23 protein-coding genes are annotated in these 24,305 nt (G+C 63.2%); 15 read left to right on the forward strand and 8 right to left on the reverse strand.

Annotation, left to right across the window (positions count from 1 at the left end; genetic code table 11):
• Positions 1–21: 21 nt before the first annotated feature.
• The 4 genes from CCK88_RS18015 to CCK88_RS18030 all read right to left on the reverse strand — a co-directional run bounded on the left by CCK88_RS18015 (position 22) and on the right by CCK88_RS18030 (position 4,647).
• A complete protein-coding gene (locus CCK88_RS18015) occupies positions 22–984 on the reverse strand; it encodes an ABC transporter substrate-binding protein (protein ID WP_170926548.1) in 963 nt (320 codons plus the stop codon).
• A 124-nt stretch (positions 985–1,108) separates the two neighbouring features.
• On the reverse strand, positions 1,109–3,112 hold the full coding sequence (locus CCK88_RS18020) for a methyl-accepting chemotaxis protein (protein ID WP_244557582.1): 2,004 nt from the start codon (positions 3,110–3,112) through the stop codon (positions 1,109–1,111).
• Positions 3,113–3,231: 119 nt separating this feature from the next.
• Entirely contained in the window at positions 3,232–3,768 is a 537-nt protein-coding gene (locus tag CCK88_RS18025; protein WP_086471918.1) for an AAA family ATPase, read from the reverse strand.
• A 48-nt stretch (positions 3,769–3,816) separates the two neighbouring features.
• Positions 3,817–4,647 (reverse strand): class I SAM-dependent methyltransferase, encoded by an 831-nt coding sequence (locus tag CCK88_RS18030; protein WP_170926549.1) that lies wholly within the window; start codon positions 4,645–4,647, stop codon positions 3,817–3,819.
• A 45-nt stretch (positions 4,648–4,692) separates the two neighbouring features.
• On the opposite strand from CCK88_RS18030, the gene CCK88_RS18035 reads away from it, so the two are divergent.
• The 9 genes from CCK88_RS18035 (at position 4,693) to CCK88_RS18075 (ending at position 11,420) form a co-directional block, all read left to right on the forward strand.
• Entirely contained in the window at positions 4,693–5,490 is a 798-nt protein-coding gene (locus CCK88_RS18035) for a ComF family protein (protein ID WP_244557583.1), read from the forward strand.
• A gap of 34 nt (positions 5,491–5,524) precedes the next feature.
• Complete coding sequence (gene grxC / locus CCK88_RS18040) at positions 5,525–5,779, forward strand: glutaredoxin 3 (protein WP_086471920.1); 255 nt, start codon at positions 5,525–5,527, stop codon at positions 5,777–5,779.
• Between the two features lie 6 nt (positions 5,780–5,785).
• On the forward strand, positions 5,786–6,613 hold the full coding sequence (locus tag CCK88_RS18045) for a carbon-nitrogen hydrolase family protein (RefSeq protein WP_086471921.1): 828 nt from the start codon (positions 5,786–5,788) through the stop codon (positions 6,611–6,613).
• Between the two features lie 63 nt (positions 6,614–6,676).
• Positions 6,677–7,099, forward strand: coding sequence for a DUF1178 family protein (locus CCK88_RS18050; protein WP_086471922.1), 423 nt, complete (start codon positions 6,677–6,679; stop codon positions 7,097–7,099).
• Entirely contained in the window at positions 7,096–7,446 is a 351-nt protein-coding gene (locus CCK88_RS18055) for an MmcQ/YjbR family DNA-binding protein (RefSeq protein ID WP_086471923.1), read from the forward strand. The genes CCK88_RS18050 and CCK88_RS18055 overlap by 4 nt, the downstream gene beginning before the upstream one ends.
• A gap of 48 nt (positions 7,447–7,494) precedes the next feature.
• On the forward strand, positions 7,495–8,361 hold the full coding sequence (locus tag CCK88_RS18060) for an aldo/keto reductase (RefSeq protein WP_086471924.1): 867 nt from the start codon (positions 7,495–7,497) through the stop codon (positions 8,359–8,361).
• Between the two features lie 80 nt (positions 8,362–8,441).
• Positions 8,442–9,533, forward strand: coding sequence for an efflux RND transporter periplasmic adaptor subunit (locus CCK88_RS18065; protein WP_086471925.1), 1,092 nt, complete (start codon positions 8,442–8,444; stop codon positions 9,531–9,533).
• A gap of 4 nt (positions 9,534–9,537) precedes the next feature.
• A complete protein-coding gene (locus CCK88_RS18070) occupies positions 9,538–10,743 on the forward strand; it encodes an ABC transporter permease (RefSeq protein ID WP_086471926.1) in 1,206 nt (401 codons plus the stop codon).
• Positions 10,740–11,420 carry an ABC transporter ATP-binding protein gene (locus CCK88_RS18075; protein ID WP_086471927.1) on the forward strand — a complete coding sequence of 227 codons (681 nt, stop codon included), beginning with the start codon at positions 10,740–10,742 and terminating at the stop codon, positions 11,418–11,420. Before CCK88_RS18070 ends, CCK88_RS18075 begins: the two co-directional genes overlap by 4 nt.
• A 219-nt stretch (positions 11,421–11,639) precedes the next feature.
• Here the strand turns inward: CCK88_RS18075 and ilvD are convergent, their stop codons facing one another.
• Positions 11,640–13,493, reverse strand: a complete 1,854-nt coding sequence (gene ilvD / locus CCK88_RS18080) for a dihydroxy-acid dehydratase (protein WP_086471928.1) — start codon at positions 13,491–13,493, stop codon at positions 11,640–11,642.
• A 195-nt stretch (positions 13,494–13,688) separates the two neighbouring features.
• On the opposite strand from ilvD, the gene CCK88_RS18085 reads away from it, so the two are divergent.
• Positions 13,689–14,054, forward strand: a complete 366-nt coding sequence (locus CCK88_RS18085) for a YciI family protein (protein ID WP_086471929.1) — start codon at positions 13,689–13,691, stop codon at positions 14,052–14,054.
• Here CCK88_RS18085 and CCK88_RS18090 read toward each other — a convergent pair whose 3' ends face one another.
• A complete protein-coding gene (locus tag CCK88_RS18090) occupies positions 14,055–14,648 on the reverse strand; it encodes a hypothetical protein (protein ID WP_086471930.1) in 594 nt (197 codons plus the stop codon).
• 447 nt (positions 14,649–15,095) lie between these two features.
• Between CCK88_RS18090 and CCK88_RS18585 the strand changes: the two genes are divergently transcribed.
• The gene (locus tag CCK88_RS18585) at positions 15,096–15,908 is read left to right on the forward strand and encodes a hypothetical protein (RefSeq protein WP_140049044.1); all 813 of its coding nucleotides are present in this window, start codon (positions 15,096–15,098) and stop codon (positions 15,906–15,908) included.
• Between the two features lie 57 nt (positions 15,909–15,965).
• Here CCK88_RS18585 and ubiG read toward each other — a convergent pair whose 3' ends face one another.
• Positions 15,966–16,709 carry a bifunctional 2-polyprenyl-6-hydroxyphenol methylase/3-demethylubiquinol 3-O-methyltransferase UbiG gene (gene ubiG, locus CCK88_RS18100; RefSeq protein WP_086471932.1) on the reverse strand — a complete coding sequence of 248 codons (744 nt, stop codon included), beginning with the start codon at positions 16,707–16,709 and terminating at the stop codon, positions 15,966–15,968.
• Positions 16,710–16,775: 66 nt separating this feature from the next.
• On the reverse strand, positions 16,776–18,038 hold the full coding sequence (locus CCK88_RS18105; protein ID WP_086471933.1) for a hypothetical protein: 1,263 nt from the start codon (positions 18,036–18,038) through the stop codon (positions 16,776–16,778).
• A gap of 186 nt (positions 18,039–18,224) precedes the next feature.
• Between CCK88_RS18105 and CCK88_RS18110 the strand changes: the two genes are divergently transcribed.
• The 4 genes from CCK88_RS18110 (at position 18,225) to prmC (ending at position 24,015) form a co-directional block, all read left to right on the forward strand.
• Positions 18,225–19,490 (forward strand): aspartate kinase, encoded by a 1,266-nt coding sequence (locus CCK88_RS18110; protein WP_086471934.1) that lies wholly within the window; start codon positions 18,225–18,227, stop codon positions 19,488–19,490.
• 71 nt (positions 19,491–19,561) lie between these two features.
• The gene (gene ptsP / locus CCK88_RS18115) at positions 19,562–21,829 is read left to right on the forward strand and encodes a phosphoenolpyruvate--protein phosphotransferase (protein ID WP_086471935.1); all 2,268 of its coding nucleotides are present in this window, start codon (positions 19,562–19,564) and stop codon (positions 21,827–21,829) included.
• A 180-nt stretch (positions 21,830–22,009) separates the two neighbouring features.
• Positions 22,010–23,086 carry a peptide chain release factor 1 gene (gene prfA, locus CCK88_RS18120; protein ID WP_086471936.1) on the forward strand — a complete coding sequence of 359 codons (1,077 nt, stop codon included), beginning with the start codon at positions 22,010–22,012 and terminating at the stop codon, positions 23,084–23,086.
• A 2-nt stretch (positions 23,087–23,088) separates the two neighbouring features.
• Positions 23,089–24,015 carry a peptide chain release factor N(5)-glutamine methyltransferase gene (prmC, locus tag CCK88_RS18125; protein WP_086471937.1) on the forward strand — a complete coding sequence of 309 codons (927 nt, stop codon included), beginning with the start codon at positions 23,089–23,091 and terminating at the stop codon, positions 24,013–24,015.
• Positions 24,016–24,305 lie beyond the last annotated feature (290 nt).

A 24,305-nucleotide genomic window follows, 5' to 3' on the forward strand; every position in this document is an offset into this window, starting at 1 on the left:
CGGTGGAAACACCGGCCTTTTTTATCGTCTAGTCCGTCCCTCCAGAGCGGCCGCCAGCTTGGGCGCGAAATGCTCGGCCGCGTAGCCGATCGAGAGCGGCGTATAGAACCAGAGCGCAGCCGCCAGGGCGTCCTCGCCTTCGCCCGGGAACACCGAGCGGCCTTCTTTGAAGAGACGCGTGTTCGCGTAGGTGGAAATGTCTTCGATCTCCGCCTGCTTTCCATTGGGCCATACGACCACGTCGAGGCGGTCCAGCTCGTCGGCCTTTTCGGCGCTGAGATAGATCCAGCCAGCGTCGTCGGCCATCTCGTCCAGTTCCCCGGGGAAGCTGAAGCCCAGGCTCTCGAGAAACCGCGTCGGGGCGTGCTGGCTGGCCCACAAGGTAAATTGCCCGTCCCGCAGGTCGGCCATCGAGGCGGTGTGCCCGGAAAATTGCGGATACTTGGCCCGTAGGGCGGCCAGCCGGGCATCGAGATCGGCGGCGATGGCATCGGCCTTGTCGGTGGTGCCTGTCGTTGCCAGCGCGATCAGTTCGAGCTGCTCCTGCCAGGGCGCGCCGTAATCGTCGAAGCCCTGGGGCGTGGCGAGGACAGGCGCAATCTGGCTCAGCAGCTCATAGGTCGCTACATCGAGCTCGTAATAGGTCGCGACAATCAGGTCCGGGTTCTGGCTGGCTATCCATTCGAGATCGACTTCATAGCCCATCAGGACCGCCGGCTCGGCGCCCACTGTGTCCCGTGCCGCTTCAGCCCAGGGCCAGGTCGCGTAGGGTTGCTCGCCCCACCATTCGTGCACGGCAACCGGTGCCACGCCCAAGGCATAGAGGAAATCCTGGTCGTTCAGGCCCAGCGAAAGTACGCGCTGCGGCGCTTCGCTTATGGTGATCTCGCCCTTGGCGTGGGTCAGGGTTACGGGGAAAGGCTGGGAAAGAGCCGGGCTCGCCAGCACAAGCGTGGCGAGGGAAATAAGCATGGAGTGACGCATGTGAGCTCCCACGATAACAGTCGGAGCGATGTATCCCATATTACATGACTATCGCAATCATGTTAAATTCTGTGTCGTCAGGCGAAGGCGGGAAGGGCGGCGCCGGAAGCACCGCCCTTTGTGGTCAGAACTCGTCCCAATCGGCGGAGATGGCAGCGTTTCCGGCGCTGAGATAGCGCGCCACGCTGGGTGACTTGGCAATGGGTCGCGGCGCCGGCTGCGCCTTGGCCTGGGGGGCGGCTTCGTGTCCACCCAAGCGGAAGATATCGACAATCCGGTCCAGTTCGCTGGCCTGCCCCTCGGTCTGCTCGATGGCGGCGTTGGTTTCTTCCACCAGCGCTGCGTTGTGCTGGGTCATCTCGTCCATCTGCCGCACGGCGATGGCGACTTCGTCGATGGCGGAGGCCTGCTCCCGACTGTCGCGGGCGATGCCGTCCATGAGAGCGTGGCTGGAGCGCGCCATGTCCAGCATCAGGGTCAGCTTCTCGGCCGCATCGACCACCAGGCGCGAGCCGCTCGCCACTTCGCTGGCGCTCTGCTCCACCAGTTGCTTGACTTCGCGCGAGGCCTCGGCGGTGCTCTGTGCCAGGCGGCGGACTTCCACCGCCACCACCGCAAAGCCCTTGCCGGCTTCGCCGGCACGTGCCGCTTCCACCGAGGCATTGAGCGCCAGCAAGTTGGTCTGGAAGGCGATATCGTCGATCAGCCCGATAATGTTGGAGATCGAGGCCGAGGATGCGGAAATGCGTTCCATGGCCGCGGTGGTGTCGGCCATGACCTGTCCACCGTGTTCGGCTTCACGCGTCAGATCACCCGATGCCTTGCTGGCGTCGCCGGCACGCTTGGCGTTCTGCTGCACGGTGCCGGCCAGCTGTTCCATGGCGGCGGAGGTTTGTTCGATGGTTGCCGCCTGGCGCGTGGTGCGCTCGGCAAGGTCGTTGGCGCCCGACAGGATTTCTCCCGTTGCCGTCTTGAGCGTGCGTGAGGTGCCACGCAGGCGGGTGACGATTTCCGTCAGCCGGTCCGCGACTGCGTTGGTATCGTCCTTGAGACGGGCGAATGCGCCCTCGTAGTGGCCGTCGACTCGCGGTTCGAGATTGGCATGGGCCAGGGCCGACATGACCGCGCCACTTTCCTGCAGGCCGCGATCGACGGTCTCGATCAGGCCGTTGACGCTGGTGGCGATTGCCTTGAAGCCAGCGTCGTCGAAACTCTCGGAGACCCGATAAGAGAAGTCGCCCTGTCCGGCAGCGCTGACCGCGGTATGCACCTCGGTCGCGAGGCGGTCCATGACCTGCGCGCGATCGGCCAGTGCCTTGGCGCGGTCCTTTTCCTCCGCGCTCAAAGCGGCGATCTGGCGAGCGTTCTCGCGGAACACTTCGACGGCGCGTCCCATGTTGCCGATTTCGTCGCGGCGCGCGGCTTCGTCGATTGAGACGTCGAGGTTGCCTTGGGCCAGCAGCGCCATCTTCCCGGTCAGCGCCTTGACCGGGACGACGATGGCCCGGCGACCGATCAGAATGGAGAGCACCAGCCCCAGCGCGATGCCGATGCCAGCGGTCGTCACGACGATCACCAGTGCAATATTGGAGCCGGCCTCGGCTTCGGCACGCATGCTGCCCATGCGCTCGCCCGAATAGGCGCTGTAGAGCTTGACGGTGTCGGTCACCACCTTCTGGGCCGCCAGGGCCTCGTCAAGGGCCGCGGTGATACGCGTCGCATCGCCCGAAGGGGTGACTGCCAGCATGGCGTCGATCTTGCCGAAATAGCTGTCCATCACCGGCTTCACATCCGAGAGCAGACGGAGCTCCTCGGCATCGGCCGCGGCCTCGATAAGGGGGAAGCGAGCGCGCATTTCTTCGGTGCGGCGCGCGGCTTCTGCGACGAAGTCTTCGGTGCGCTCCGGCGCGCGCGCCAGCTGATAGGTCATGCGCGAGATCGCGATGATGTCCATGCGCAGGTCCATGGCTTCGCGCGCGGCTTCTTCCTTGGCACCGACGGTCAGCATGGTGTCGCGCAAACTGGTGATTTCGCGCCAGGACACGCCACCGAGCGCAAGCGCAGCGATGGCCATAACCAGAATGGTCAGAAGGAACTTATGGAGGATGGGGAGGTCTTTGAGCGACATGACAGCCTTGATCCGCTTCTGCGGGCAATTGGAGATCGGTACCGACGTCCACTTCGGCCGGGTCTGTCTAGCTTTACGTGGCTAATTTTCCGTTAGTCGACGCCTGCCCGCCAAGCGCTTCACAGTCTGAAACGACCGGAAAGGATGGCGTCCCTGACCCGTTCGAGAGCCGCATCCCGGCCAAGGCCGCCAACATCGAGCACAGACCTCTCATGCGCACCGAGATCGGCGAATTCGGCATGAAGGGACGCGACCACATCGGCGTCGCTGAGGCTGTCGCCGGCGCGCAGGGTGCAGCGTGCCACCGCTTCTCCGACACTGGTCCGAAGCACCAGATAGTGCAGGGGCGTGCCGTGCGCGGCGAAGGCTTCGAGCGCCCAGGGGCGGATTACCCCATCGAGCAGCACGCAGTAGCCGTTGCGCGCATAGGTGGCCGCGACACCTGCGGCGATCTCCATGATCATTCGATTCTGCCGGTGCGCCTGCGGCAGCCACGGGTCGATCTTGCCGGTTTTGATGTAGCCCCAGAAATCGTCCGAATGCAGATGCACCTTCGGACCGCCCTGCATGTGGGCCAGTGCCTCGGCGGTCGTGGTCTTGCCCGAGCCGGGATGGCCCGAAACGATCACGATCTCGCCTTTGGGAAGATCTTTCATGTGTCCTTCACCCATTGCAGAAGATTTTCAGTGCCCAGACCGTCAACGTCATGATGAGCCTCCAAGGGCGTCCTTCATGCTCACCGTGGCGCTGCCCGGCTTGAGCGGCTTCTGTTGGCTTTCATGGGGCACCCAGCCTGCCAGCCAGATGATTTCGAGCGTGGCCCGGACGCGCCCGTCGGCATCGGCATCGCGTTCCGCGTAAGCCTGGGTGGCTGCGGCCAGAAGGGCGCGCGTCGCCATACGGCGTGGCCGGTCTGAGAGCGGATTGGATGCGCCGAGTGCCTTGAGTTCGGCCATGAGCGCAAAGGGCGTCGCATAACGCACGCGATGGGTTTCGACATCGGCCACCGGCAGGGCAAACCCGGCGCGCTGCAGGAGGGCGCCGGCGTCCCGAACCTGTGCCATGGGAGCCACGCGCGCGGACGCGCCGCCCGAGACCTGAAGGTCGGCGGTGAGGAATGCTTCGCGCAACTCGCTGAGGCTGTCGCCGCCCACGAAAGCGGCCATCAGCAGCCCATCCGGTGCGAGCAGGCGGCGCAACCGAGCCAGATGCCCCGGCACGTCGTTGACAGCCTGCAGGTGCAGCAACGTCACGATCAGGTCCTGCTGTCCCTCGGGTAGCTGGGGGAAGTCTTCGCCGCTGAACGCGTCGACGCGCTGGGCCCTCACCGGGCCGTTGGCGGTGAACAGCGTTTCGGGCAGCGTGGCCGCGTCCGGGCCGATGATGATCGCGCGTGAAAAGTCGCGCATATAGGCACTGAGGCGGTCTGCCAGGTCTTCGAGCACCAAGTCGCGTACGAAGTTTTCGCCATTCTTGCGGCGTCGCAGGTTGCGGATGATCTGGAGATCGTCGAAGAGGCGGGGCGGAGTGGTCATGGAGGGGGCTTTCGCCAAGGCCGTCTTGAGGGCAATATCGCCCTTATGGACACGGGGGCAGGGGAAGTCAAAGCGGCCGGGCAGGGATTGCGGCTGGGGCAGGGGCTGATGGGCCTCGGGCGTCAGCTGCTCGACCAGCTCTATCCGCCTGCCTGCATCGCGTGCCAGGCGCCCCTGGCTGCAAGCAATGCGCTCTGTCCATCCTGCTTTGCTGGCCTCAAACAGATTTCGATGCCGTTGTGCCCGGTTCTGGGCATTCCCTTCGATTCCGACATCGGCGCCGAGGCGCGGTCTGCCGAGGCCCTCGCCGATCCCCCGCCGTTCCAGGCCGCAAGGGCAGCGGTTCGCTATGGCGACATAGCAGGCACGCTTGTCAGCCGCCTCAAGTATGGCGACCGGCCGGAACTGGCCCAATTCTGTGCCCGGCTGATGCAGTCGGCGGGAAGCACATTATGGGAGGCGAGGCCTATCATCGTGCCGGTGCCTTTGCATGCGAGCCGCCTGCGGCTGCGTCGCTACAACCAATCGGCATTGCTTGCCTTGGAACTCGCTACGCTCACGGGGCTCCCGGTCGATGCGCACCTGGTGCGACGCCACCGCAACACGCTTCAGCAGGTCGGTCTTTCCGGGGATGGCCGCCTGCGCAATGTTCAGGGCGCCTTCTCGGTCCATCCGCGCTTCATGGAGCGGCTGCAGGGACGCCCGGTGGTGCTGGTCGACGACGTCTACACGACGGGCGCGACAGTCAAGGCGGTCACGCGGGTCCTCCAGCGCGCGGGTGCTTCCGAGGTGAACGTTCTCACCTTTGCCCGCGTTGTCATCGGCGATGAACTCCCCATATAAAGGGACACTCAATGACTTCCGGAGCCTGATGCACATGGCCAAGGTCGAAATCTACACCACCCCCACCTGTCCTTATTGTCATGCCGCCAAGGCGCTGCTGAACGACAAGGGCGTGGACTATACCGAGATCACAGTTCTCGATCCCGCGCTGCGCGAAGGCATGACGCAGCGCGCAAATGGTCGTCGTACCGTGCCGCAGATCTTTATTGGCGAGACCCATGTCGGCGGTTATGACGATATGGCCGCGCTGGACCGGCAGGGCGGTCTAGATCCGCTGCTTGCCCTGTAGGCACCCATGAAGATCGCCGCCATCCAGATGCGTTCGGGGCTCGATCCCGACGCCAATCTTGCCGCACTCAAGCCACTGCTGGCCGAGGCTGCTGAGCAGGGTGCCACCTATGCCCTGACCCCCGAAGTGACCCTGATCTTTCCCGAAAACCGGGACCAATTGCGATTGGCGGCAGCCCCTTTCGAAGGGCACAGGCATCTGGCCGAAGTCGGCGATCTTGCCCGCCAGCACGGCATGTTTGTGCACGTGGGCTCTCTCCCCATCCCGCTCGAGGATGGCCGGTTTGCCAACCGCTCCGTACTGTTCGGGCCGGATGGGCAGCAGCTCGGCACGTATGACAAGATCCACCTTTTCGATGCCGATATCGCCGGGCTCGACGCGTATCGCGAAAGTGCGACCTACAAGGGCGGCGACGAGGCGGTGGTCGCGGCGGTCGCGGATTTCCGGCTCGGCTTTTCGATCTGCTACGACATGCGCTTTCCAAGGCTCTATAATGCGCTCGCCAATGGCGGAGCGACGCTGATCGCTGTACCGGCCGCGTTCACCGTGCCGACGGGGCAGGCGCATTGGCACGTCCTGCTCCGGGCGCGCGCCATCGAGACTGGCTCCTATGTGATCGCGGCGGCGCAGGGCGGCGTGCACCAGAATGGCCGCGCGACCTATGGGCATTCGCTGGTGGTCGACCCCTGGGGACGCATCATCGCCGAGCTCAACCATGACGAACCGGGCGTGCTCGTTGTCGACATCGATGCGGCAGCGGTTGCCGAAGCTCGGCAGCGGATACCGGCACTGGCAAACGCCCGGGACTTTGCTCCGCCGGGTTTGCAGAGCTGAGGAGAGCGCCTATATGCTCTTCCAAGAGGCTCGTATCCGCCACACTACAGATCGACTACGCCCGTGATCCAGTATTCGCTTCAATGCTCGAACGGCCATCGCTACGAAGCCTGGTTCAAGAGCGCTTCGGCCTATGACGAGCAGCAGGCCCGTGGGATTGTCACCTGTGCACAGTGTGGCGACGCGCACGTCGAAAAGGCTCCAATGGCGCCCAATGTGGCGCGCACCGACAGGGATCGGGTTCCGCTGAGCGCTGCTCATCCCGATGCAGCCAAAATGCGCGACATGCTGCGGCTCTACCGCCAGAAGGTGATCAGCGAGGCCGAAAATGTCGGCGACCGCTTCGCCGACGAGGCCCGTAAGATCCATTTCGACGAAGCCGAGGCCCGCGGCATCTATGGACAGGCCACGCATGACGAAGTCGCTGGACTGATCGAGGATGGCGTCGCGTTCCTACCGCTCCCCGATGTGAGCGACGACAATTGAGCGTTTCCACCAGATCGGGGTTCGACGCCGCATTGGGCGCGCTTGGCGGCGTGACCTTTGTCGATCAGTGGGAAGCGCGTGTTGCCAAGGTCGGCGGCAAGGTGTTTTGCCTCCTCTCCGATGCGGCTCCGCACCGGATGACCCTCAAGTGCGGTGAGAACAGTTTCGATATCCTGACGGCGCTGGAGGGGATCGATCAGGCGCCTTACTTTGCCAAGCGCCAATGGGTGTCGGTGACACCAGGCGCTTTGCCCGATGACGATCTTCTGGCCTATGCCGCGCGCTCGCATGCAATCGTCGCGGCAGGCCTTACGAAAAAACTTCGGACGGAACTGGGCATAGCCTGACGTCTTACGTCCTCCGAACCCCATACTATCTCAGTGGAGACATCTGACATGACCACACTCGACGCTTCCCAGTCGGGCAGCTTTGCCATCGGCGGCGATCTCACGGTCAACCGCCTCGGTTTTGGCGCCATGCGTATTACAGGCGAGGGCATATGGGGCCCGCCGAAGGATCGAGACGAAGCCATCCGCGTGCTCAAGCGCCTGCCCGAGATCGGGGTAAACTTCATCGACACGGCCGAGAGCTACGGCCCCTACATCAGCGAAGAGCTTATCGGTGAGGCGCTGGCGCCCTATTCCCAGGGAACGATAGTTGCCACCAAGAGCGGATTGACCCGCACCGGGCCGAACGTCTGGCCGCCTTTGGGTCGACCGGAGTTCCTGCGTCAGGGCGCGCTCATGAGCCTGCGTCGACTGAAGGTAGAGAGCATCGATCTCTGGCAGCTTCACCGCATCGACCCGAAGACGCCGCGCGTCGAGCAGTTCGAGGCCATCGCCGAACTGCAGAAGGAAGGCATCATCCGCCATGCCGGCCTTTCCGAGGTCAGTGTCGAGGATATCAAGGAGGCCCAGAAGTACTTCAAAGTGGCCACGGTTCAGAACCTCTACAACTTCGCCAATCGCAAGAGCGAGGACGTGCTGGACTATTGCGAAGCGAATGGCATCGGCTTCATTCCCTGGTTCCCGCTGGCCGGCGGCGATCTCGTCGAGGGTCATGAGAAGGCGCATGAGGTGATGAACCGGCACGGCGCCAGCGGCAGCCAGATCGCTCTGGCCTGGCTTCTGCGTCGTTCGCCGGTCATGCTGCCGATCCCCGGCACGGGCAAGGTCAAGCATCTGGAGGACAATGTCGCTGCGGCTACGATCAAGCTCAGCGACGAGGATTTCGAGACGCTCGACGCCATCGGCCGCCGCTAGCGGACCAGAGTTTGCCTCGCTACCAATCCAGCGCCGCTCCCCGGACGTAGTTTCCGGGAAGCGTCAGAAGGCAAACTGAAGTGGCCAAGTCCGAAACCTCCCCCCGTCCGGTTACCCGGCGCCGCAAGTGGCGCTGGGGCTGGATCGTCCTGTTCCTGATTGTCGCGGGTGCTTGCGCCTACGCGCTGGTCGAGCGGCCCTGGGAGCCGAAGCCAAAGGCGGTTGCCACCGAAACGATCGCGCCCGCGCCGGTCACTCAGGTCCTGGCGGTCAACGGCCGGATTGCGGCACGGAAGTCAGTCACCATTCGGTCGGCCGTTTCAGCGCAGGCTCTTTCCGTCAATGCCGATGTTGGGGATGTGGTCGAGGACGGCGAAGTGCTCGTGGCCCTTGATGCCTCTGTCGTCCAGGCCCAGGTGCAACAAGCCCGCGCAGCGCTCGATGCGCAGCAGGTTAAGCAACGCCAGGCGGAAGCAACCGCCTCCCGCAGCCAGGCCCTCGGCGACAATGCCACGCGCGCCAGCCGCGAAGAGGCTGAACTGGCGCTCGCCGCGACCGTCAACGAAACCGCAAGACTGCAGGCTGCGCTGGAGCAGGTGGAACGTCAGGTCGCGCAATATTCGGTTCAGGCGCCCATGAGCGGCGTTGTGCTGTCGCGCGGCTTCGATCAAGGGCAACTTGTCGATACCCAGACCGAACTCTTCGTGATTGCCGATACGGCCGACCTCGTGGTCGAAACCGATGTCGACGAACTCTATTCCTCGCGTGTCAGCACCGGGCTCAAGGCCATGCTGAAGCCCGTTGGCGCCAGCATTGCACAGGAAGGGACCGTAACCTTCGCTGCTCCCACCGTCGATCCGTCGACCGGTGGGCGGGCCATCAAGATTACCTTCGACGATCAGGTGACCCTGCCCATCGGCCAGACGGTCAATGCCAATGTCATCGTCGATGAAGTGCCCGATGCGCTCTCGGTTCCGCGCAGCGCCATCATCACCAATGGGGCGCAGAGCCACGTACTGGTGGTGGACGGCGGCGTCGCAAGTGAACGCTCCATCGTCTTCAACGACTGGCCGGCCGAGCGTGTCATCGTCACCGAGGGCCTGTCGACGGGTGATGTCGTGATCGTCGATCCCACGGCCCTCAAGTCAGGTGACCTGGTGACGGCGGAGTAAGGCCATGATCTACGGCATCAAGATCGCATGGCGCTATCTTACCTCCAGCAAGACCCAGACCGGTCTGCTCGTCGCGGGCGTGGCCACAGGTGTCTTCGTCTTCATCTTCATGAGCGCCCTGATCGGCGGGCTCGCGATCTATCTCGTGCAGCAGACGGTTGGCGATATCGCCCATGTGACGCTCGAAGCGCCGAGCCGCGATGCCGGACTGCTGCTATCAGACGGCAGCGAGGCGCTGCTGGTTCAGCAGAAGTCGAGCGGACAGCGTGATACGCTGCGAACCGCCGATGCCTTCCTTCCCGGCGTCGAGGCCATGCCCGGGGTCAAGGCCATATCACCGCAGATCGTGGGCAATGGCTTCGTGATCAGGGGCCAGTCGCGCGCACCGGTTTCGGTTACGGGCGTCGAGGGCGACAAGGTCTCGGTCATCGCCGATATCGCCGGACGGCTGGTCGGCGGCGATACGATACTGACCAACAATACCGTCATCCTGGGTAAATCCCTCGCCGATGACCTCGGCATCAGCGTGGGACAGGTCATCCGGCTGCAGTCCGACCGCAATGTCGAACGTGCCCTCGTGATTTCGGGAATATTCGAGCTCGGCGTCGAGGCACTCGATGCGCGTGCGGCCTTCGTCAGCACGGCGACAGCGCGGACGTTGTTCGAGCTGCCGCAGGGTATCAGCCGGGTCGAAATCAAGCTGGACAACCTTGATGATGCCGATGCATTCGCCCGTCGCATTGCCGCAGAAACTGGCCTCAAAGCCACCCCCTGGACCGAAGGGAATGCGCAACTGCTCAGCGGCCTGCGCGCGCAGGCCAATTCCGGTAATCTCATCAAGGGTTTTGCGCTGGTCACGATCATCATCGGCGTCGCCAGCGCGCTGCTGCTCTCGACCTATCGCCGGCGGCCCGAAATCGGGATCATGCGGGCTTTCGGCGCCTCGCGGGCCTTCGTGGTCGGCGTCTTCGTGCTGCAGGGCACGCTGATTGGGCTGCTGGGCGGCCTTCTCGGCGCGGGGCTGGGCTATCTGGCGCTGTCACCTTTTCCCTTGCCCGAAAATGCTTCGGCTGGCGGATTGCCCATTGATGTCCGGCAAGGCGCCTATGGGCTCGCCATCACGCTCACCACCGTGGGTGCCATTCTCGCGTCGATCCTCCCGGCTCGCTCCGCTGCCCGGGTCGACCCAGTTTCCGTGATCGGCCAATGAGCACGCTCGTCGAAGTCACCGACCTCATCAAGACCTATGGTGAGGGCGAGGCCGAAACCCGCGTGCTCAAGGGCCTCGACATGGCGTTGCAAGAGGGAGACCTGGCCGCACTTCTGGGACCATCGGGGTCAGGCAAGAGCACCCTGCTGACCATTCTCGGGACGTTGATGCAGCCGACCAGCGGGCGCCATGTCATGCTTGGTGAAGACCTGACGCGGGCCAAGGACACGGCGCTCACCGAGTTCAGAAACCGCCATATCGGCTTTGTCTTTCAATTTCACCACCTTCTGCCCGACTTCACGGCGCTGGAAAACGTCATCTTCCCTACCGCCATCGCCGAGGGGCGCGAAACCGCCAAGGCCAGGTCGCGTGGTGAAGAACTGCTGGAGCGTGTCGGTCTGGGGCACCGCATGGATTTCCGGGCCACTCAGCTCTCGGGCGGGCAGAAGCAGCGCGTCGCTATTGCCCGTGCGCTGATGAACCAGCCCGAACTGGTTCTCGCCGACGAACCCACCGGCAATCTCGATCGCGAGTCGGCCGAGCAGGTGATGGAGCTGATCGGCGAAATCAATGCGCAGGAGAAAACTACCTTCCTGATCTCGACACATGACGAGAAAATCGCAGCGGCCTGTCGCCGCCAGATCAAGGTAGTGGACGGCAAGACCGTATCGAGCTGATGGCGATTTCGGGGGGTTAGGGTCGGCCCGATAGGGAGGGTGGAATCCCCGCTATCGAGCCTGACCAGTTCAGCTGTCTTGGCAGACCGCTGAGTGGCTGGGCGCGTACTAGCACCGTATGCAGGGCTTGTCACGCGTTTGTCGCAATAACGCTTTGACGCATACCGGATGGTACCGTCCTCGGGTCGAGCCCGGGGGCGGACCTGTGATGCGGTGCCCTCAGTTCCAGAGCTTGTCGATCGCGGCCGTGTCGCGCACGGCGCCCTTGGCTGCCGACGTCACCAACGCAGCGTATGCCTTAAGTGCCGTCGTCACCTTGCGCTTGCGCGGGTGTGCGGGCTTCCAGCCGAGCTTGTCCTGCTCGGCACGGCGGGCAGCCAGTTCGGCGTCCGAAACGAGCACGTTGACGGTGCGGTTAGGGATGTCGATCTCGACCATGTCACCTTCACGCACGAGGCCGATGGCGCCGCCTTCGGCCGCTTCGGGCGAAGCGTGACCGATGGACAGGCCCGATGTGCCGCCTGAGAAGCGGCCGTCCGTCAGAAGGGCGCAGGCTTTGCCCAGGCCCTTCGATTTCAGGTAGCTCGTGGGATAGAGCATTTCCTGCATGCCGGGACCGCCCTTGGGGCCTTCGTAGCGGATGACGATCACGTCTCCTTCCTTGATCTCGTTGGAGAGGATCGCCTTGACGGTGGAATCCTGGCTCTCAAAGACGCGGGCCGGGCCGGTGAACTTGAGGATCGATTCATCGACGCCGGCGGTCTTCACGATGCAGCCATCGAGCGCGATATTGCCCTTGAGGACTGCCAGTCCGCCATCTTTGGAGAAGGGGTTTTCGGCCGAGCGGATAACGCCATTGGCGCGGTCCGTGTCGAGATCGGTCCAGCGGTTGGACTGCGAGAAGGCTACAGTCGTACGCACGCCGCCGGGTGCGGCCATGTAAAAATTGCGCACGGCTTCGGAATTGGTGCGGGAGATATCCCATTTGTCGATCGCATCGCCCATGGTCGCGGCGTGGACTGTCGGTTCCTTGCGATTGATGAGACCAGCGCGATCGAGCTGGCCGAGGATGGCAAAAATTCCGCCGGCGCGGTGGACGTCTTCCATATGCACGTCGTTCTTGGCCGGAGCAACCTTGGACAGGACCGGGACGCGACGGCTGAGGGCGTCGATGTCGTCCATGGTGAAATCGACGCCGCCTTCATGGGCAGCAGCGAGGATGTGGAGCACCGTATTGGTCGAGCCGCCCATGGCGATATCGAGAGCCATGGCGTTTTCGAACGCTTGTTTCGTGGCGATCGAGCGCGGCAGCACGCTCTCGTCTTCCTGCTCGTAGTAGCGGCGGGCGAGGTCAACGATCAGGTGGCCGGCTTCCTGGAACAGGCGCTTGCGATCCGAGTGCGTCGCGAGCGTCGAGCCGTTGCCGGGCAGGCTGAGACCCAGGGCTTCGGTGAGGCAGTTCATCGAATTCGCAGTGAACATGCCAGAGCACGAACCGCATGTGGGGCAGGCGGCTTCTTCGACGGCCTGCACTTCCTCGTCGGTGTAATGATCATCGGCAGCCATCACCATGGCATCGACGAGGTCGAGCGCCTGCAGCTTGCCCTTGACGATGGCCTTGCCCGCTTCCATCGGCCCGCCGGACACGAAGACCACCGGGATGTTGAGACGCATGGCAGCGTTCAGCATGCCGGGCGTGATCTTATCGCAATTGGAGATGCAGACCATGGCGTCGGCGGTGTGGGCGTTGACCATGTATTCGACCGAGTCGGCGATGATGTCGCGGCTCGGCAGCGAATAGAGCATGCCGTCGTGGCCCATGGCGATACCGTCGTCGACGGCGATGGTGTTGAATTCCTTTGCCACACCGCCGGCTGCCTCGATCTCACGCGCCACCAACTGGCCCAGGTCCTTGAGATGCACATGGCCTGGCACGAATTGGGTGAAGCTGTTCACCACAGCGATGATCGGCTTGCCGAAATCGCCGTCCTTCATGCCGGTCGCGCGCCACAGGCCACGTGCGCCGGCCATGTTGCGACCATGAGTGGTTGTGCGGGAACGATAGACGGGCATGACCAAATCCTCGGAATGCTGCCAGTGGGGCCGGTGTGTTGCGCCTTCATTAAACCCATTCCGCACAGGCGGCAAGAATAACCGTACCGTCGGGTACGGTCAGCGGCAGGGGAAAAATTCACGATCCCGTGTCGAAATTGGCGTTCATGCTTCGTCGTTGTGATTGAGTACCGTCGCAGACACAGGAGACATCAGATGCGCTACTTTATGAGCATCATTCCACCGGCCGACCTCAAGCCCGAGGATATTTCGCAGGGATTGATGGATGCGATGAGCCCCTGGATGGAAAAGCGTCTCGCTGACGGCAAGCTGATCTCCACTGGCGGGCTGAAGTCAGCGGATGAAGGACGCCGGCTGGTCGGCCAGACCGGTGAGCCCGTGATCACCGACGGCCCCTATGCAGAGGCCAAGGAGGTCATCGGCGGCTATGCGGTATTTGAAGCTGCCGATCTCGACGGAGCGACCGAGCTGGCGCGCGAATTCATGCAGATGCATATTGAAAACGGCATACCGGGCCTCGTGCTTGAACTGCGCGAAATTGCAGGCGGCGCCAACTTCTAACTAGAACTTGTAGCGCAGTCCCACAGTCAGGGCATTCGTGCCGTCAATATTGGCAATCGTGCCAAATCCGCCGGATCGGTGCTGCAATCGCCCGAAGGCTTCCCACTGGGGATGGTCATCGTGTGACACCGCAATCTCGGGCGCGAGATAATAGAGGATGGCGGCACTTTGGCCTGCTGCCGCCGTCCGCTCGGTTTCAACGCCGATCGTATCGGTCACGGCCGAAAGGCCAAAGGTGACCGATGGCACGATGTTCATATCCCCGAGCTCGATCTCGGTGAGGCGCCCGACGAAGCCTGCCCAGGCCTCGGCAGAACTCGGCGTGCCAAGGCGCAGGCCGAGACCTGCTTCCAGGCCGAGTTGAAAGCTCTGATAGCCATAGATGAAACGCTGATAGCCGGCGCCCACGAACACATTGGATTCCAGCTCCCACCGCCAGGGCTGGATCGCATCGCTGAAATACCCTGCCGTGAGCGGGCCGCCGAATACGAAAATGCTCTCGTCCGAGGCTTCGTCTGCCTGTTCGGCGGCCACCGGCGTGGCCAGCAATCCCATAGCGCACAGGGCGATCAGCGCAAATTTTGTTTTCTTCATAGTTCGCCATCTTGCCCCAAACTGAACGGACCAATGGTCCGGGTAGCAGATGGTTCCGCTGTCACCTCATCACAATCGCCAATTTCCGATCACAAATTGCCATTGAGAATCATGGAGATGCGCAAAGCCGCAACAAATGGCAGGTTTGCGGTGTTACAGCGGTCGAAGTTCTGGTGCAGCCGCATCGAACTTTGTCTTTTCCGCGCAATTGCTACGCAACAATGCGAATGGCGCTTCGCCAAGTGACGGTGTGAAACTGCCCGTGCCCGATGATTTTAGGCCAGATAAACAACGCGAAAACAACGAAGTATATTGTGTTTAACCAAGGCGGTTTACGGGGCGAATACGCTGATTTCAGAGGCTAAGTATTAGTTCTGATTTCTGATTCTCCGATCCGCCCGATCATCATTTCACGGTGGCAGTAGCCATCGCTTCAGGGAGATGATGATGTTGTACAAGCGTATGATTGCCGCGGTGATGGTTTCGGTCGTCCTGGTTCCGGCCGTGGCTTCAGGACAGGGGCTTCTCGATGGCGTACTGGGCGGCGGCTCGGGCGGGTCGGTTCTCGGTCTGGTTGGTGGCGGCGATAGCGGTGCTTTGATCACGGTGGAGTCCGGCAATGCCGGCACATCAGGGGCCGTCAACCTCGGTCTTGGCGGCAGCCAGGGCGTGGTAACGGCCAATGTCGGCGCCAATGAACCGGTCATCGGAGCGCAGGTGCTCGGACCGCAGGGCGTGGTCGATGTCGACCTCGACCTTGGCGACGTCCGGGGCAATGTCAATGTCGGCGGGCCGAACCTGATCGACGTCAACCTCGGCCTGCCCCGCAGCGGAAATGGTGGAAACGGGGGTAATGGCGGCAATGGCGGGAATGGTGGAAACGGTACGGGCCAGAACGGCATGAACGGAACCAATGGCAACAATGGTAACGTCATTAACCGCAACGCCTCCTCGGGCGCACCCGGGATGGCCGCCTGCTCGGGATACAACACCAACCAATTGGTTTCGCTCTTCAGCAGGAGCACGACGCGCGGCTGGAACCGGGCGACCGGCATTCAGCTCGTGCCGATAAAGGTCTGCGCCGATCTTCGCCGCCAAGTGGCCGGCTGGCTCGCATCCAATCGCGACTACCACAACCTGCTCGGCGCGGTATCCCAGGATCCGCTGGTCAACGCGGCACTGAGCCGGACCCAGTACCAGCCCGGTCACGTGCTTGGCGTCGAAAAGCAGGGTTCGACACTCGTGGTCTACGTGTTCTGATCCTGCCTCCGATCGGACCCGTACGGGCCGGCCGCCTCCCCCGGGCTGCCGGCTCGTTCATTGCCGAGCAGGCCGCGCAGCAAGCACCATGTAGTTGATGGCCATGTCGGGCGACATCCGCCACTCGTCGGCGATCGGGTTGAACGTCACCCCGGTGTGGTCGATCACCCGCAGGCCGTTGCGGCGCAGTTCGGCGCCGATTTCTTCCGGCGTCAGGAATTTCTTCCAGTCATGCGTGCCACGCGGCAGCCAGCGCAGGACATATTCGGCACCGATGATGGCCAGCGCCCAGGCCCGCGCCGTGCGGTTCAGCGTGGCCGTGAACATGAGGCCGCCGGGCGACACCAGGTCGGCACAGCTTTTCATGTAGAGCGGCACATTATCGACATGCTCCACCACCTCCATATTGAGCACGACGTCGAAGCGTTCGCCCGCCGCCACCAGCGCCTCGCTGGTGGTCACCCGGTAGTCGACTGCCAGCCCGGATTTTTCGGCGTGAATGCGCGCGATGGCGATGTTGCGCTCGGCGGCGTCGACGCCGGTGACGGTCGCGCCCAGCCGGGTAAGCGGCTCGCACAGCAATCCACCGCCGCAACCGACATCGAGAATGCGGAGCCCTTCAAACGGCCGGATCGATTGGGAATCGCGGCTGAAATGCCGGATCAGGTTGTCGCGGATATAGGTCAGGCGCACCGGGTTGAATTTGTGCAGCGGCTTGAACTTGCCCTTGGGGTCCCACCACTCTTCGGCCATGGCCGTGAACTTGGCGATTTCGGCGTCGTTGACGGTGGTCTGGGTCATGGGAGGCTCCTTGCGGTGACATATGACCCAGCCAGGGTGGCGCGGGCAAGGCGCTGCCGCGTCGCATCAGAGGCCGGCCTCGAGCATGTCCCTGCGATAGACCGCCTTGTAGTTCCAGCCGCTCTGGATGCGCGGGTCCTCGGGAATCGTGTCAAAGCCGTCCGGCTGGTCGCTGAAGTAGAAGCGGTATTCGGTGCCCGACGGTGCTCGGGAAAGCGCTTCGAGAAAGGCGGTCGGCAATGCAAAGCAAGGGCCGCCGAGGCAGGTGTCGATCACCAGCTCGCCCTCGTAGCGCGTGGCGCCGTCCCACCATTCCTGCGAGCGGACCAGGTCGTATCCCTGTATCGCCACGCCTTCCTTAGGCGGATGGAGCAAGAAAGTGACGGTGCCATCGCGCATCCGGTCGGCGCCCTCGCCGAATGTCATCAGCCGCACTTCGTCGCCCATGCTGACTCCAAGCACGGCGTAGAACCGCGTCCCCATGCCGAGCGCCTCGTAGCGGCCGGGCAGGTCGAGCAGATCAAACACCGGTTCGAAGGTTGGCGTGGCGAGCTGGTCTCGGAACCAGTTCTCGCCGGGTGTAGACGATTCAATGCGTCGATAGCCGAATTGCTGTGCGATCATTTCAAAGACGATCGTATCGGTGACCCCAAGCGAGCTATCGATCAGCGACTTCAGGTAGAAGCCGCTTTCTCCATCAGCGTAAATACCAGAGGGGTCGCCGTCGCCGATAAGACCGCCTGTGCCTCCAAGGCCGCCGAGACTGCCGTCCCCAAAAATGCTGTAGCCAGTATCTCCTACATTGGCCTCATCGATCAGCGTGCGGGCCAACTGGCTGGCAGATTGAACGAAGCCGGGCCAGTTCGCCTCGCCATAGAGCGGGCTGATCATGTTTTCGTACGCCATGGCGGCATTCTGCTGTTCAGCGCTGATCTCACCAAGCTGGTAGGCGATCATCAGGTCGGCATAAACCTGAAGCGCGATTTCGCCACGCAGGGGCACGATCATGCTGGCGGTGCGCGCGGGATCCGCGCAGTCGATCTCTCCAGCTACGGCACTCGCCTCAGTATCGATGCCGTCGAGCTGGGCATAATACTGTTCGTCCGTGAGCTTGCCGGACTTGTAGGCCTCGTAGAAGGACAGTGGTTCAAGCAGCTTTTCCTCGATGGTGCCGAGGCGGTGCCGTTCGAAAAATGCTAGAAAATGGCATCTGTCGTCCAGGGCAACGGCGGTCCGAAAATCGGTGAAGGCCTGCATCTGAGCGTCTTGGGCAAAGCCGGGCGAAGAAAACAACGACAGAATAATCGACAACGTCACGACACGGCGCATGTGGCTCTGCTTCCCCGATACAGCTGCTCACAAGTCTATTGAAATAGAACGCTCGTCAATATTGCTTGCAGTGCGCGCGCGCTCCGCCGCTGCGGTCTTGCCCATTGATCGCCCACGCGCTTTGTGGCATGTCCCGCGCAACAACAAGCGTACCGCCGGGTTCGGCCCGGTCAGCGGGGAAAAGCAGTGGCCCGTATCGTCGTCAAGTTTGGCGGAACATCCGTCGCCAGTGTCGAGCGCATCCGCAATGCGGCGCGCCACGTGAAGCGCGAGGTCGAAGCCGGCAACGAAGTTGCCGTCGTGGTTTCGGCCATGTCGGGCAAAACCAATGAACTCGTGGGCTGGGTCAACGAAGCCAGCAAATTCCACGACGCGCGCGAATACGACGCGGTGGTCGCTTCGGGCGAACAGGTCACCGCCGGGCTCATGGCCATCGTGCTTTCGGAAATGGGCATCCAGTCGCGCAGCTTTGCCGGCTGGCAGGTGCCGATCCACACCGACGATGCGCACGGTGCGGCGCGGATCACAGATATCGATCCGACCGAGCTCGACAAGCGCATGGCGGATGGCTGGGTCCCCGTGATCACCGGCTTCCAGGGCGTTTCTCCGCATGGGCGCATCACGACGCTCGGGCGCGGAGGCTCGGATACCTCGGCCGTAGCGGTGGCCGCCGCCGTCAAGGCGGATCGGTGCGATATCTATACGGATGTGGACGGCGTTTACACGACCGACCCGCGCATCGTGCCCAAGGCTCGGCGCCTCACCAAGATTTCCTTCGAGGAAATGCTGGAAATGGCCTCGCTCGGCGCCAAGGTGCTGATGATCCGCTCGGTGGAAATGGCCATGGCGCACAAGGTGCGTCTCACCGTACGCTCCAGTTTCGATGACCCGGACGCGCCGCAGATCGCGCCCGACGGCACGCCCGGCGTTCCGGGCACTCTCGTCTGCGATGAGGAAGAGATCATGGAAAAGCAGATCGTTTCGGGCGTGACGCTCGCCAAGGCCGAGGCCAAGATCACCCTGCGCGACGTCAAGGACAATCCCGGTGTCGCCGCTGCCATCTTCGGGACGCTGGCCGACAAGGGCATCATCGTTGATATGATCGTGCAGAACATCGCCGATGACGGCGCCACCACAGATATAACCTTCACCGTGCCCGACAGCGAATACGACAAGGCCGTCAAGGCGCTGGAAGACAATGGCGGGCGCTTTGAATATGCGCGCCTGTCCGGCTCGAAGGGCGGGGCGAAGGTCTCGGTCGTCGGCGTGGGCATGCGCAGCCATGCCGGTGTGGCTTCCTCGATGTTCAAGGCCCTTGCCGACAAGGGCATCAATATCCAGCTGATCACGACGTCGGAAATCAAGACCTCGGTTCTGATCGATGAAGAATATGCCGAGCTTGCGGTTCGCGCTTTGCACACCTATTACGGTCTGGACAGACAGGACGCCTGATCCTTTTCGAGGGGAATAGGGCCGCGTCCTGAAACAAGGGGGGCGGCTGTGCGGGCCGCCATTGACGAGGCATGGTCACGACCATTGGCGGCCCACGGGTGCTGCTGAGGCAATTGCGCGAGACGATGGCGGAGCCGCTGGCTTCGCAGGCACGTCTCGACAAGATCGTCGACCTGATCGCCGACAATATGCGGGCCGACGTCTGCTCGTTCTACGTGCTGCGCGACGACGGCGCGCTCGAGCTGTTCGCCACCCACGGCCTCAAGGCCGAATCGGTCCACCTCACGACGCTTCGCCTCGGCGAGGGCCTGGTCGGCCTGATCGCAGCCGAAGCCGAGCCGCTTAGCCTCGACGATGCGCCCACCCATCCCGGCTTTGCCTATCGCCCGGAAACTGGCGAAGACCGGTATAATTCCTTTCTCGGGGTGCCGGTGCTGCGGGCCGGCCAGACGCTGGGCGTGCTCGTCGTGCAGAATGCCGAGCGCCGCCACTACGGCGAGGACGAGACCGAAGCGATGCTGACCACGGCCACAATCCTGGCCGAGATGATCGCTACCAGCGACTTCGACAACCTCATCAAGCCGGGGTCCGATATCGACCTCAGGCGGCCTCGCATGTTCAACGGCGTCAGCTTCACCGACGGAATCGCCCTGGGAAAAGTGGTCCTCCACGACCCGCGCGTCGTCGTGACCAATTTCATCGCCGATGACACCGATGCCGAAAAGCAGCGGCTCGACGCGGCACTCGAGACCATGCGCGTGTCGATCGATGCCATGCTCGACCATGGCGACATGGCCGGCGGCTCGGACCACCGCGAGATTCTCGAAACTTACCGCATGTTCGCCAATGACCGTGGCTGGGTGAACCGGCTCATGGAGGCGATCGACAACGGATTGTCGGCGGAAGCGGCAGTCGAGCGCGTGCAGAATGATACGCGCGCGCGCATGCTGCGCCAGACCGATCCCTACATCCGCGACCGGCTGCACGATCTCGACGATCTGGCCAATCGGCTGCTGCGGGTGCTGACCAATACCAGCCAGCCGGCGCAGCGCGAACTGCCCGATAACGCCATTCTCGTCGCCCGCAACATGGGGCCGGCGGAACTGCTCGAATACGATCGCACCAAGCTGCGGGGCGTGGTGCTGGAAGAAGGCGGCGCGACCGCGCATGTGGCCATCGTGGCGCGCTCGCTGGGCGTCGTTGCCGTGGGGCAGGCGCAGTCCATCGTCTCCATGTGCGAGACCGGCGACGACATCATCATCGATGGTTCGGCCGGGCAGGTGCATCTGCGGCCTACGCCCGAGGTCGAACAGACCTATGTCGACAAGGTGCGCATTTCGGCCAAGCGCCGGGCACACTATGCGGCGCTCAAGAAAAAACCGAGCGTCACCCGTGACGGCGTGGAGATCACGCTGCTGCACAATTCGGGGCTGGTCGCAGACCTGCCGATGCTCGACGATACCGGGGCGGCCGGGGTGGGGCTGTTCCGCACCGAGCTGCAGTTCATGATCGCCAGTCGGCTGCCGCGCCTCAGGGAACAGGCCGACCTCTACGCCGAAGCGATGGCCATCGCCGGCGACCGGCCGATCGTGTTCCGTCTGCTCGATATCGGCGGCGACAAGGTCTTGCCCTATCTTCGCGCGACGGCCGAGGAGAACCCGGCCATGGGTTACCGCTCGATCCGGCTCGGCCTCGACCGGCCCGGCCTCCTGCGCACGCAGGTGCGAGCGCTGTTGCAGGCCGCCAATGGCCGGGCGCTCAAGGTGCTGGTCCCCATGGTCACCGAGACCTTCGAGTTCGTGCTCACCCGGCAGGTGATAGACAAGGAAGTCGAGCGGATGAAGCGGGCGGGCCTGCCAGTGCCGTCGCGGCTCGAAGTGGGCGCCATGGTCGAGGTACCATCGCTGCTGTTCGAGCTCGACCAGATCCTGCCCGAAGCCGATTTCGTTTCCATCGGCTCGAACGATCTCGTCCAGTTCCTGACTGCGGCCGACCGCGCCAACCCGCGCGTTTCCAAAGCCTATGATCCCATCGCCCTGCCGCGTCTGCGAGCCATCCGGCTCGTCGTCGATGCGGCGGCGCGCCACAATGTGCCCGTCACCATGTGTGGCGAGCTTGCCGGCAAGCCCATGGAAGCGCTGGCGCTCATGGCCATCGGCATGACGCGGCTGTCCATGGGGCCGGCCTCGATCGGGCCGATCAAGGAAATGATCCTTAATCTTGATCTCAAGCCCATTCAGGACGCTGTCGCCGCGGCGCTTAGCGTCGGCGCCGACGGGCTCACGATCCGCAAATTGCTCACCCAATGGGTGGGAAAGCAGAACCTGCCGATGGGCTAGGCCGGGCAATGGCCGCTTGATGTTGGCGGTCAGCCTCATTAAACGCTCGGTGTCACCCCGGCGACGCTCGGGGTCCATGTTTTGAATTACCTGCAAGTCTGGCGTGTCGCGCCTGGATTTCGGCCAGCGCCGTAATGACTTGGTAGGTGTGACGAGGGCGTTGGCCCGCAGGAATAAACGATGCCCAGCCTGCCCCAGGACAAGCTCGATGCGCTCGAAACCCGCTTCCAGTACATCGAAGCGGCACTGTCTGGCGGCGCCAGTCCGGACGAGTTGGCCAAGCTTTCCAAGGAACATTCCGACCTCAGCGAGATCGTGGGCCAGATCACAGCCTACAAGAAGGCCCAGCGCGACCGGGCTGAAGCAGAGACGCTGCTCAAGGGCGGCGACAAGGAAATGGCCGAGATGGCCGAGGCCGAAATCGAGGCCCTCGACGAGGCTCTGGAAGGGCTCGAACAGTCCATCCGCATTCTGCTCCTGCCCAAGGACGAAGCCGACGAAAAGTCCATCATCCTCGAAATCCGCGGCGGCACCGGCGGCGATGAGGCCGCGCTGTTCGCCGGCGATCTCTTTCGCATGTACGAGCGCTATGCGGCGACCCGGGGCTGGAAGGTCACGGTCATGGAAGAGAGCCCCGGCGAAATGGGCGGCTTCAAGGAAATCATCGCCAATGTCTCGGGCAGGGGCGTTTACGCCCGCATGAAGTACGAGAGTGGCGTTCATCGCGTCCAGCGCGTTCCAGCCACCGAAGGATCGGGCCGCATTCACACGTCTGCGGCCACCGTGGCGGTGCTGCCCGAAGTCGAGGACATCGACATCGAAATCCGCAACGAGGATATCCGCATCGACACGATGCGCGCCTCGGGCGCGGGCGGGCAGCACGTCAATACGACGGACTCGGCGGTGCGTATCACCCATATCCCGACCGGCATCGTCGTGACGTCGGCGATGAAGTCGCAGCATCAGAACCGCGCGCAGGCCATGATCGTGCTGCGCTCGCGGCTCTACGAAATGCAGCGCGAGGAACGCGACAGCGCGCGTTCGGCAGAGCGCAAGGGGCAGGTGGGGTCGGGCGACCGGTCCGAGCGCATCCGCACCTATAATTTCCCCCAGGGTCGCGTCACCGATCACCGGATCAACCTCACGCTTTACAAGCTCGACAAGGTGGTGGCCGGTGAAGCGCTGGACGAGCTGATCGAAGCGCTGATCACGGAGAACCAGGCGGCGCAGCTCGCGGCCATGGAGCAGGTCAACTGAGCATGGATCCGAGCATAGGCGCGCTCTGGCGCGGCTGGCGTGACGTCCTTTCCCGTCTCGGTTTTCAAACCGCAGCGCTCGATGCCAAGCTGCTGGCCGGTCATGCTCTGGGTCTGGATGCGCTGGGCCTCGCCACGCGCGAGGGAGATGCCGTGTCGGATGCCGACGCGGCCCTGGTTGCCGCCTTGATGCAGCGCCGCATGAGTGGCGAGTCGGTCGGCCGCATCATCGGCATGCGCGAATTCTACGGATTGCCGTTTGCGCTCAGTCCAGCAACGCTCGAGCCACGCCCCGATACCGAACTGCTCGTCGATCTGGCGCTGAAGCAGTTGCCGCAAGGCGGGCATCTGCTCGATCTGGGCACCGGCAGCGGCTGCATTCCCATTGCGGTGCTGGCGAACCGCAAGGATGCGCGCGGCCTCGCAACCGATCTCAATCCCGACGCGCTGGCGATGGCACGGGCGAATGCCGAGCGGAACGGCGTGGCGGATCGGCTGGATTTTGCGCAAGGAAACTGGTTCGAGGCGTTGGCCGGGGAAGGGGCCCAACAGCCGATGCTTTTTTCTCCTTCCCCTGCTTCAGCGGGAGGCCGGGTGGGGGTGTCGGAGGATGCATTTGACCTCATCCTCTCCAATCCCCCCTATATCGCTTCATCCACCGTCGACACCCTCTCACCCGAGGTCAAGGACTTCGACCCCCGCCTGGCACTCGATGGTGGTCCCGATGGGCTTGCGCCCTATCGCATCATCGCCGCCGAGGCGAAGGCCCATCTCTCGCCCTCTGGCGTCGTGCTGGTCGAAATCGGCTACGACCAGGCGGGGGATGTCGCGGCTTTGTTCGAGCATCACGCATTTGCCGGGATTGCCGTTCACAAAGACCTCAATGGCCTTGATCGTGTGATTTCGGCGCACCACTTGAAGGACAAGTAAATCGTCCGAACGGCCACATTACAATTTGTGCTGGCCAAGCCCGGGCGAAGCGGCTAATTTAGCGATGCTGTCAATGGCGCATCATGGGCGCCGCGGCGATCACACCCGATCCAGATGTATGCAGCTGCGAAGAGCAGCGCGGTTCCGGCGATCCGGAACGACGCGAGGGACGGGACGGAACTTCCGTAGGTTGCCGCCGACCGCATTCGGTCTTCATGAAGCCAGACCAATCCCCGCACGGTGCGCAGTTATCACCGCCGGGGTCGCGGGACGGATCGGGCCAAATTGCA

This window comes from Devosia lucknowensis (assembly GCF_900177655.1).
Classification (GTDB): domain Bacteria; phylum Pseudomonadota; class Alphaproteobacteria; order Rhizobiales; family Devosiaceae; genus Devosia; species Devosia lucknowensis.

Bases quoted from the DNA above. Each gene is read 5' to 3' on its own strand.
- CCK88_RS18015 (WP_170926548.1), bottom strand. From the start codon at position 984: ATGCGTCACTCCATGCTTATTTCCCTCGCCACGCTTGTGCTGGCGAGC.
- CCK88_RS18020 (WP_244557582.1), bottom strand. From the start codon at position 3,112: ATGTCGCTCAAAGACCTCCCCATCCTCCATAAGTTCCTTCTGACCATT.
- CCK88_RS18025 (WP_086471918.1), bottom strand. From the start codon at position 3,768: ATGAAAGATCTTCCCAAAGGCGAGATCGTGATCGTTTCGGGCCATCCC.
- CCK88_RS18030 (WP_170926549.1), bottom strand. From the start codon at position 4,647: ATGACCACTCCGCCCCGCCTCTTCGACGATCTCCAGATCATCCGCAAC.
- CCK88_RS18035 (WP_244557583.1), top strand. From the start codon at position 4,693: ATGGACACGGGGGCAGGGGAAGTCAAAGCGGCCGGGCAGGGATTGCGG.
- grxC (WP_086471920.1), top strand. From the start codon at position 5,525: ATGGCCAAGGTCGAAATCTACACCACCCCCACCTGTCCTTATTGTCAT.
- CCK88_RS18045 (WP_086471921.1), top strand. From the start codon at position 5,786: ATGAAGATCGCCGCCATCCAGATGCGTTCGGGGCTCGATCCCGACGCC.
- CCK88_RS18060 (WP_086471924.1), top strand. From the start codon at position 7,495: ATGACCACACTCGACGCTTCCCAGTCGGGCAGCTTTGCCATCGGCGGC.
- CCK88_RS18070 (WP_086471926.1), top strand. From the start codon at position 9,538: ATGATCTACGGCATCAAGATCGCATGGCGCTATCTTACCTCCAGCAAG.
- CCK88_RS18075 (WP_086471927.1), top strand. From the start codon at position 10,740: ATGAGCACGCTCGTCGAAGTCACCGACCTCATCAAGACCTATGGTGAG.
- ilvD (WP_086471928.1), bottom strand. From the start codon at position 13,493: ATGCCCGTCTATCGTTCCCGCACAACCACTCATGGTCGCAACATGGCC.
- CCK88_RS18085 (WP_086471929.1), top strand. From the start codon at position 13,689: ATGCGCTACTTTATGAGCATCATTCCACCGGCCGACCTCAAGCCCGAG.
- CCK88_RS18090 (WP_086471930.1), bottom strand. From the start codon at position 14,648: ATGAAGAAAACAAAATTTGCGCTGATCGCCCTGTGCGCTATGGGATTG.
- CCK88_RS18585 (WP_140049044.1), top strand. From the start codon at position 15,096: ATGTTGTACAAGCGTATGATTGCCGCGGTGATGGTTTCGGTCGTCCTG.
- ubiG (WP_086471932.1), bottom strand. From the start codon at position 16,709: ATGACCCAGACCACCGTCAACGACGCCGAAATCGCCAAGTTCACGGCC.
- CCK88_RS18105 (WP_086471933.1), bottom strand. From the start codon at position 18,038: ATGCGCCGTGTCGTGACGTTGTCGATTATTCTGTCGTTGTTTTCTTCG.
- ptsP (WP_086471935.1), top strand. From the start codon at position 19,562: ATGGTCACGACCATTGGCGGCCCACGGGTGCTGCTGAGGCAATTGCGC.
- prfA (WP_086471936.1), top strand. From the start codon at position 22,010: ATGCCCAGCCTGCCCCAGGACAAGCTCGATGCGCTCGAAACCCGCTTC.
- prmC (WP_086471937.1), top strand. From the start codon at position 23,089: ATGGATCCGAGCATAGGCGCGCTCTGGCGCGGCTGGCGTGACGTCCTT.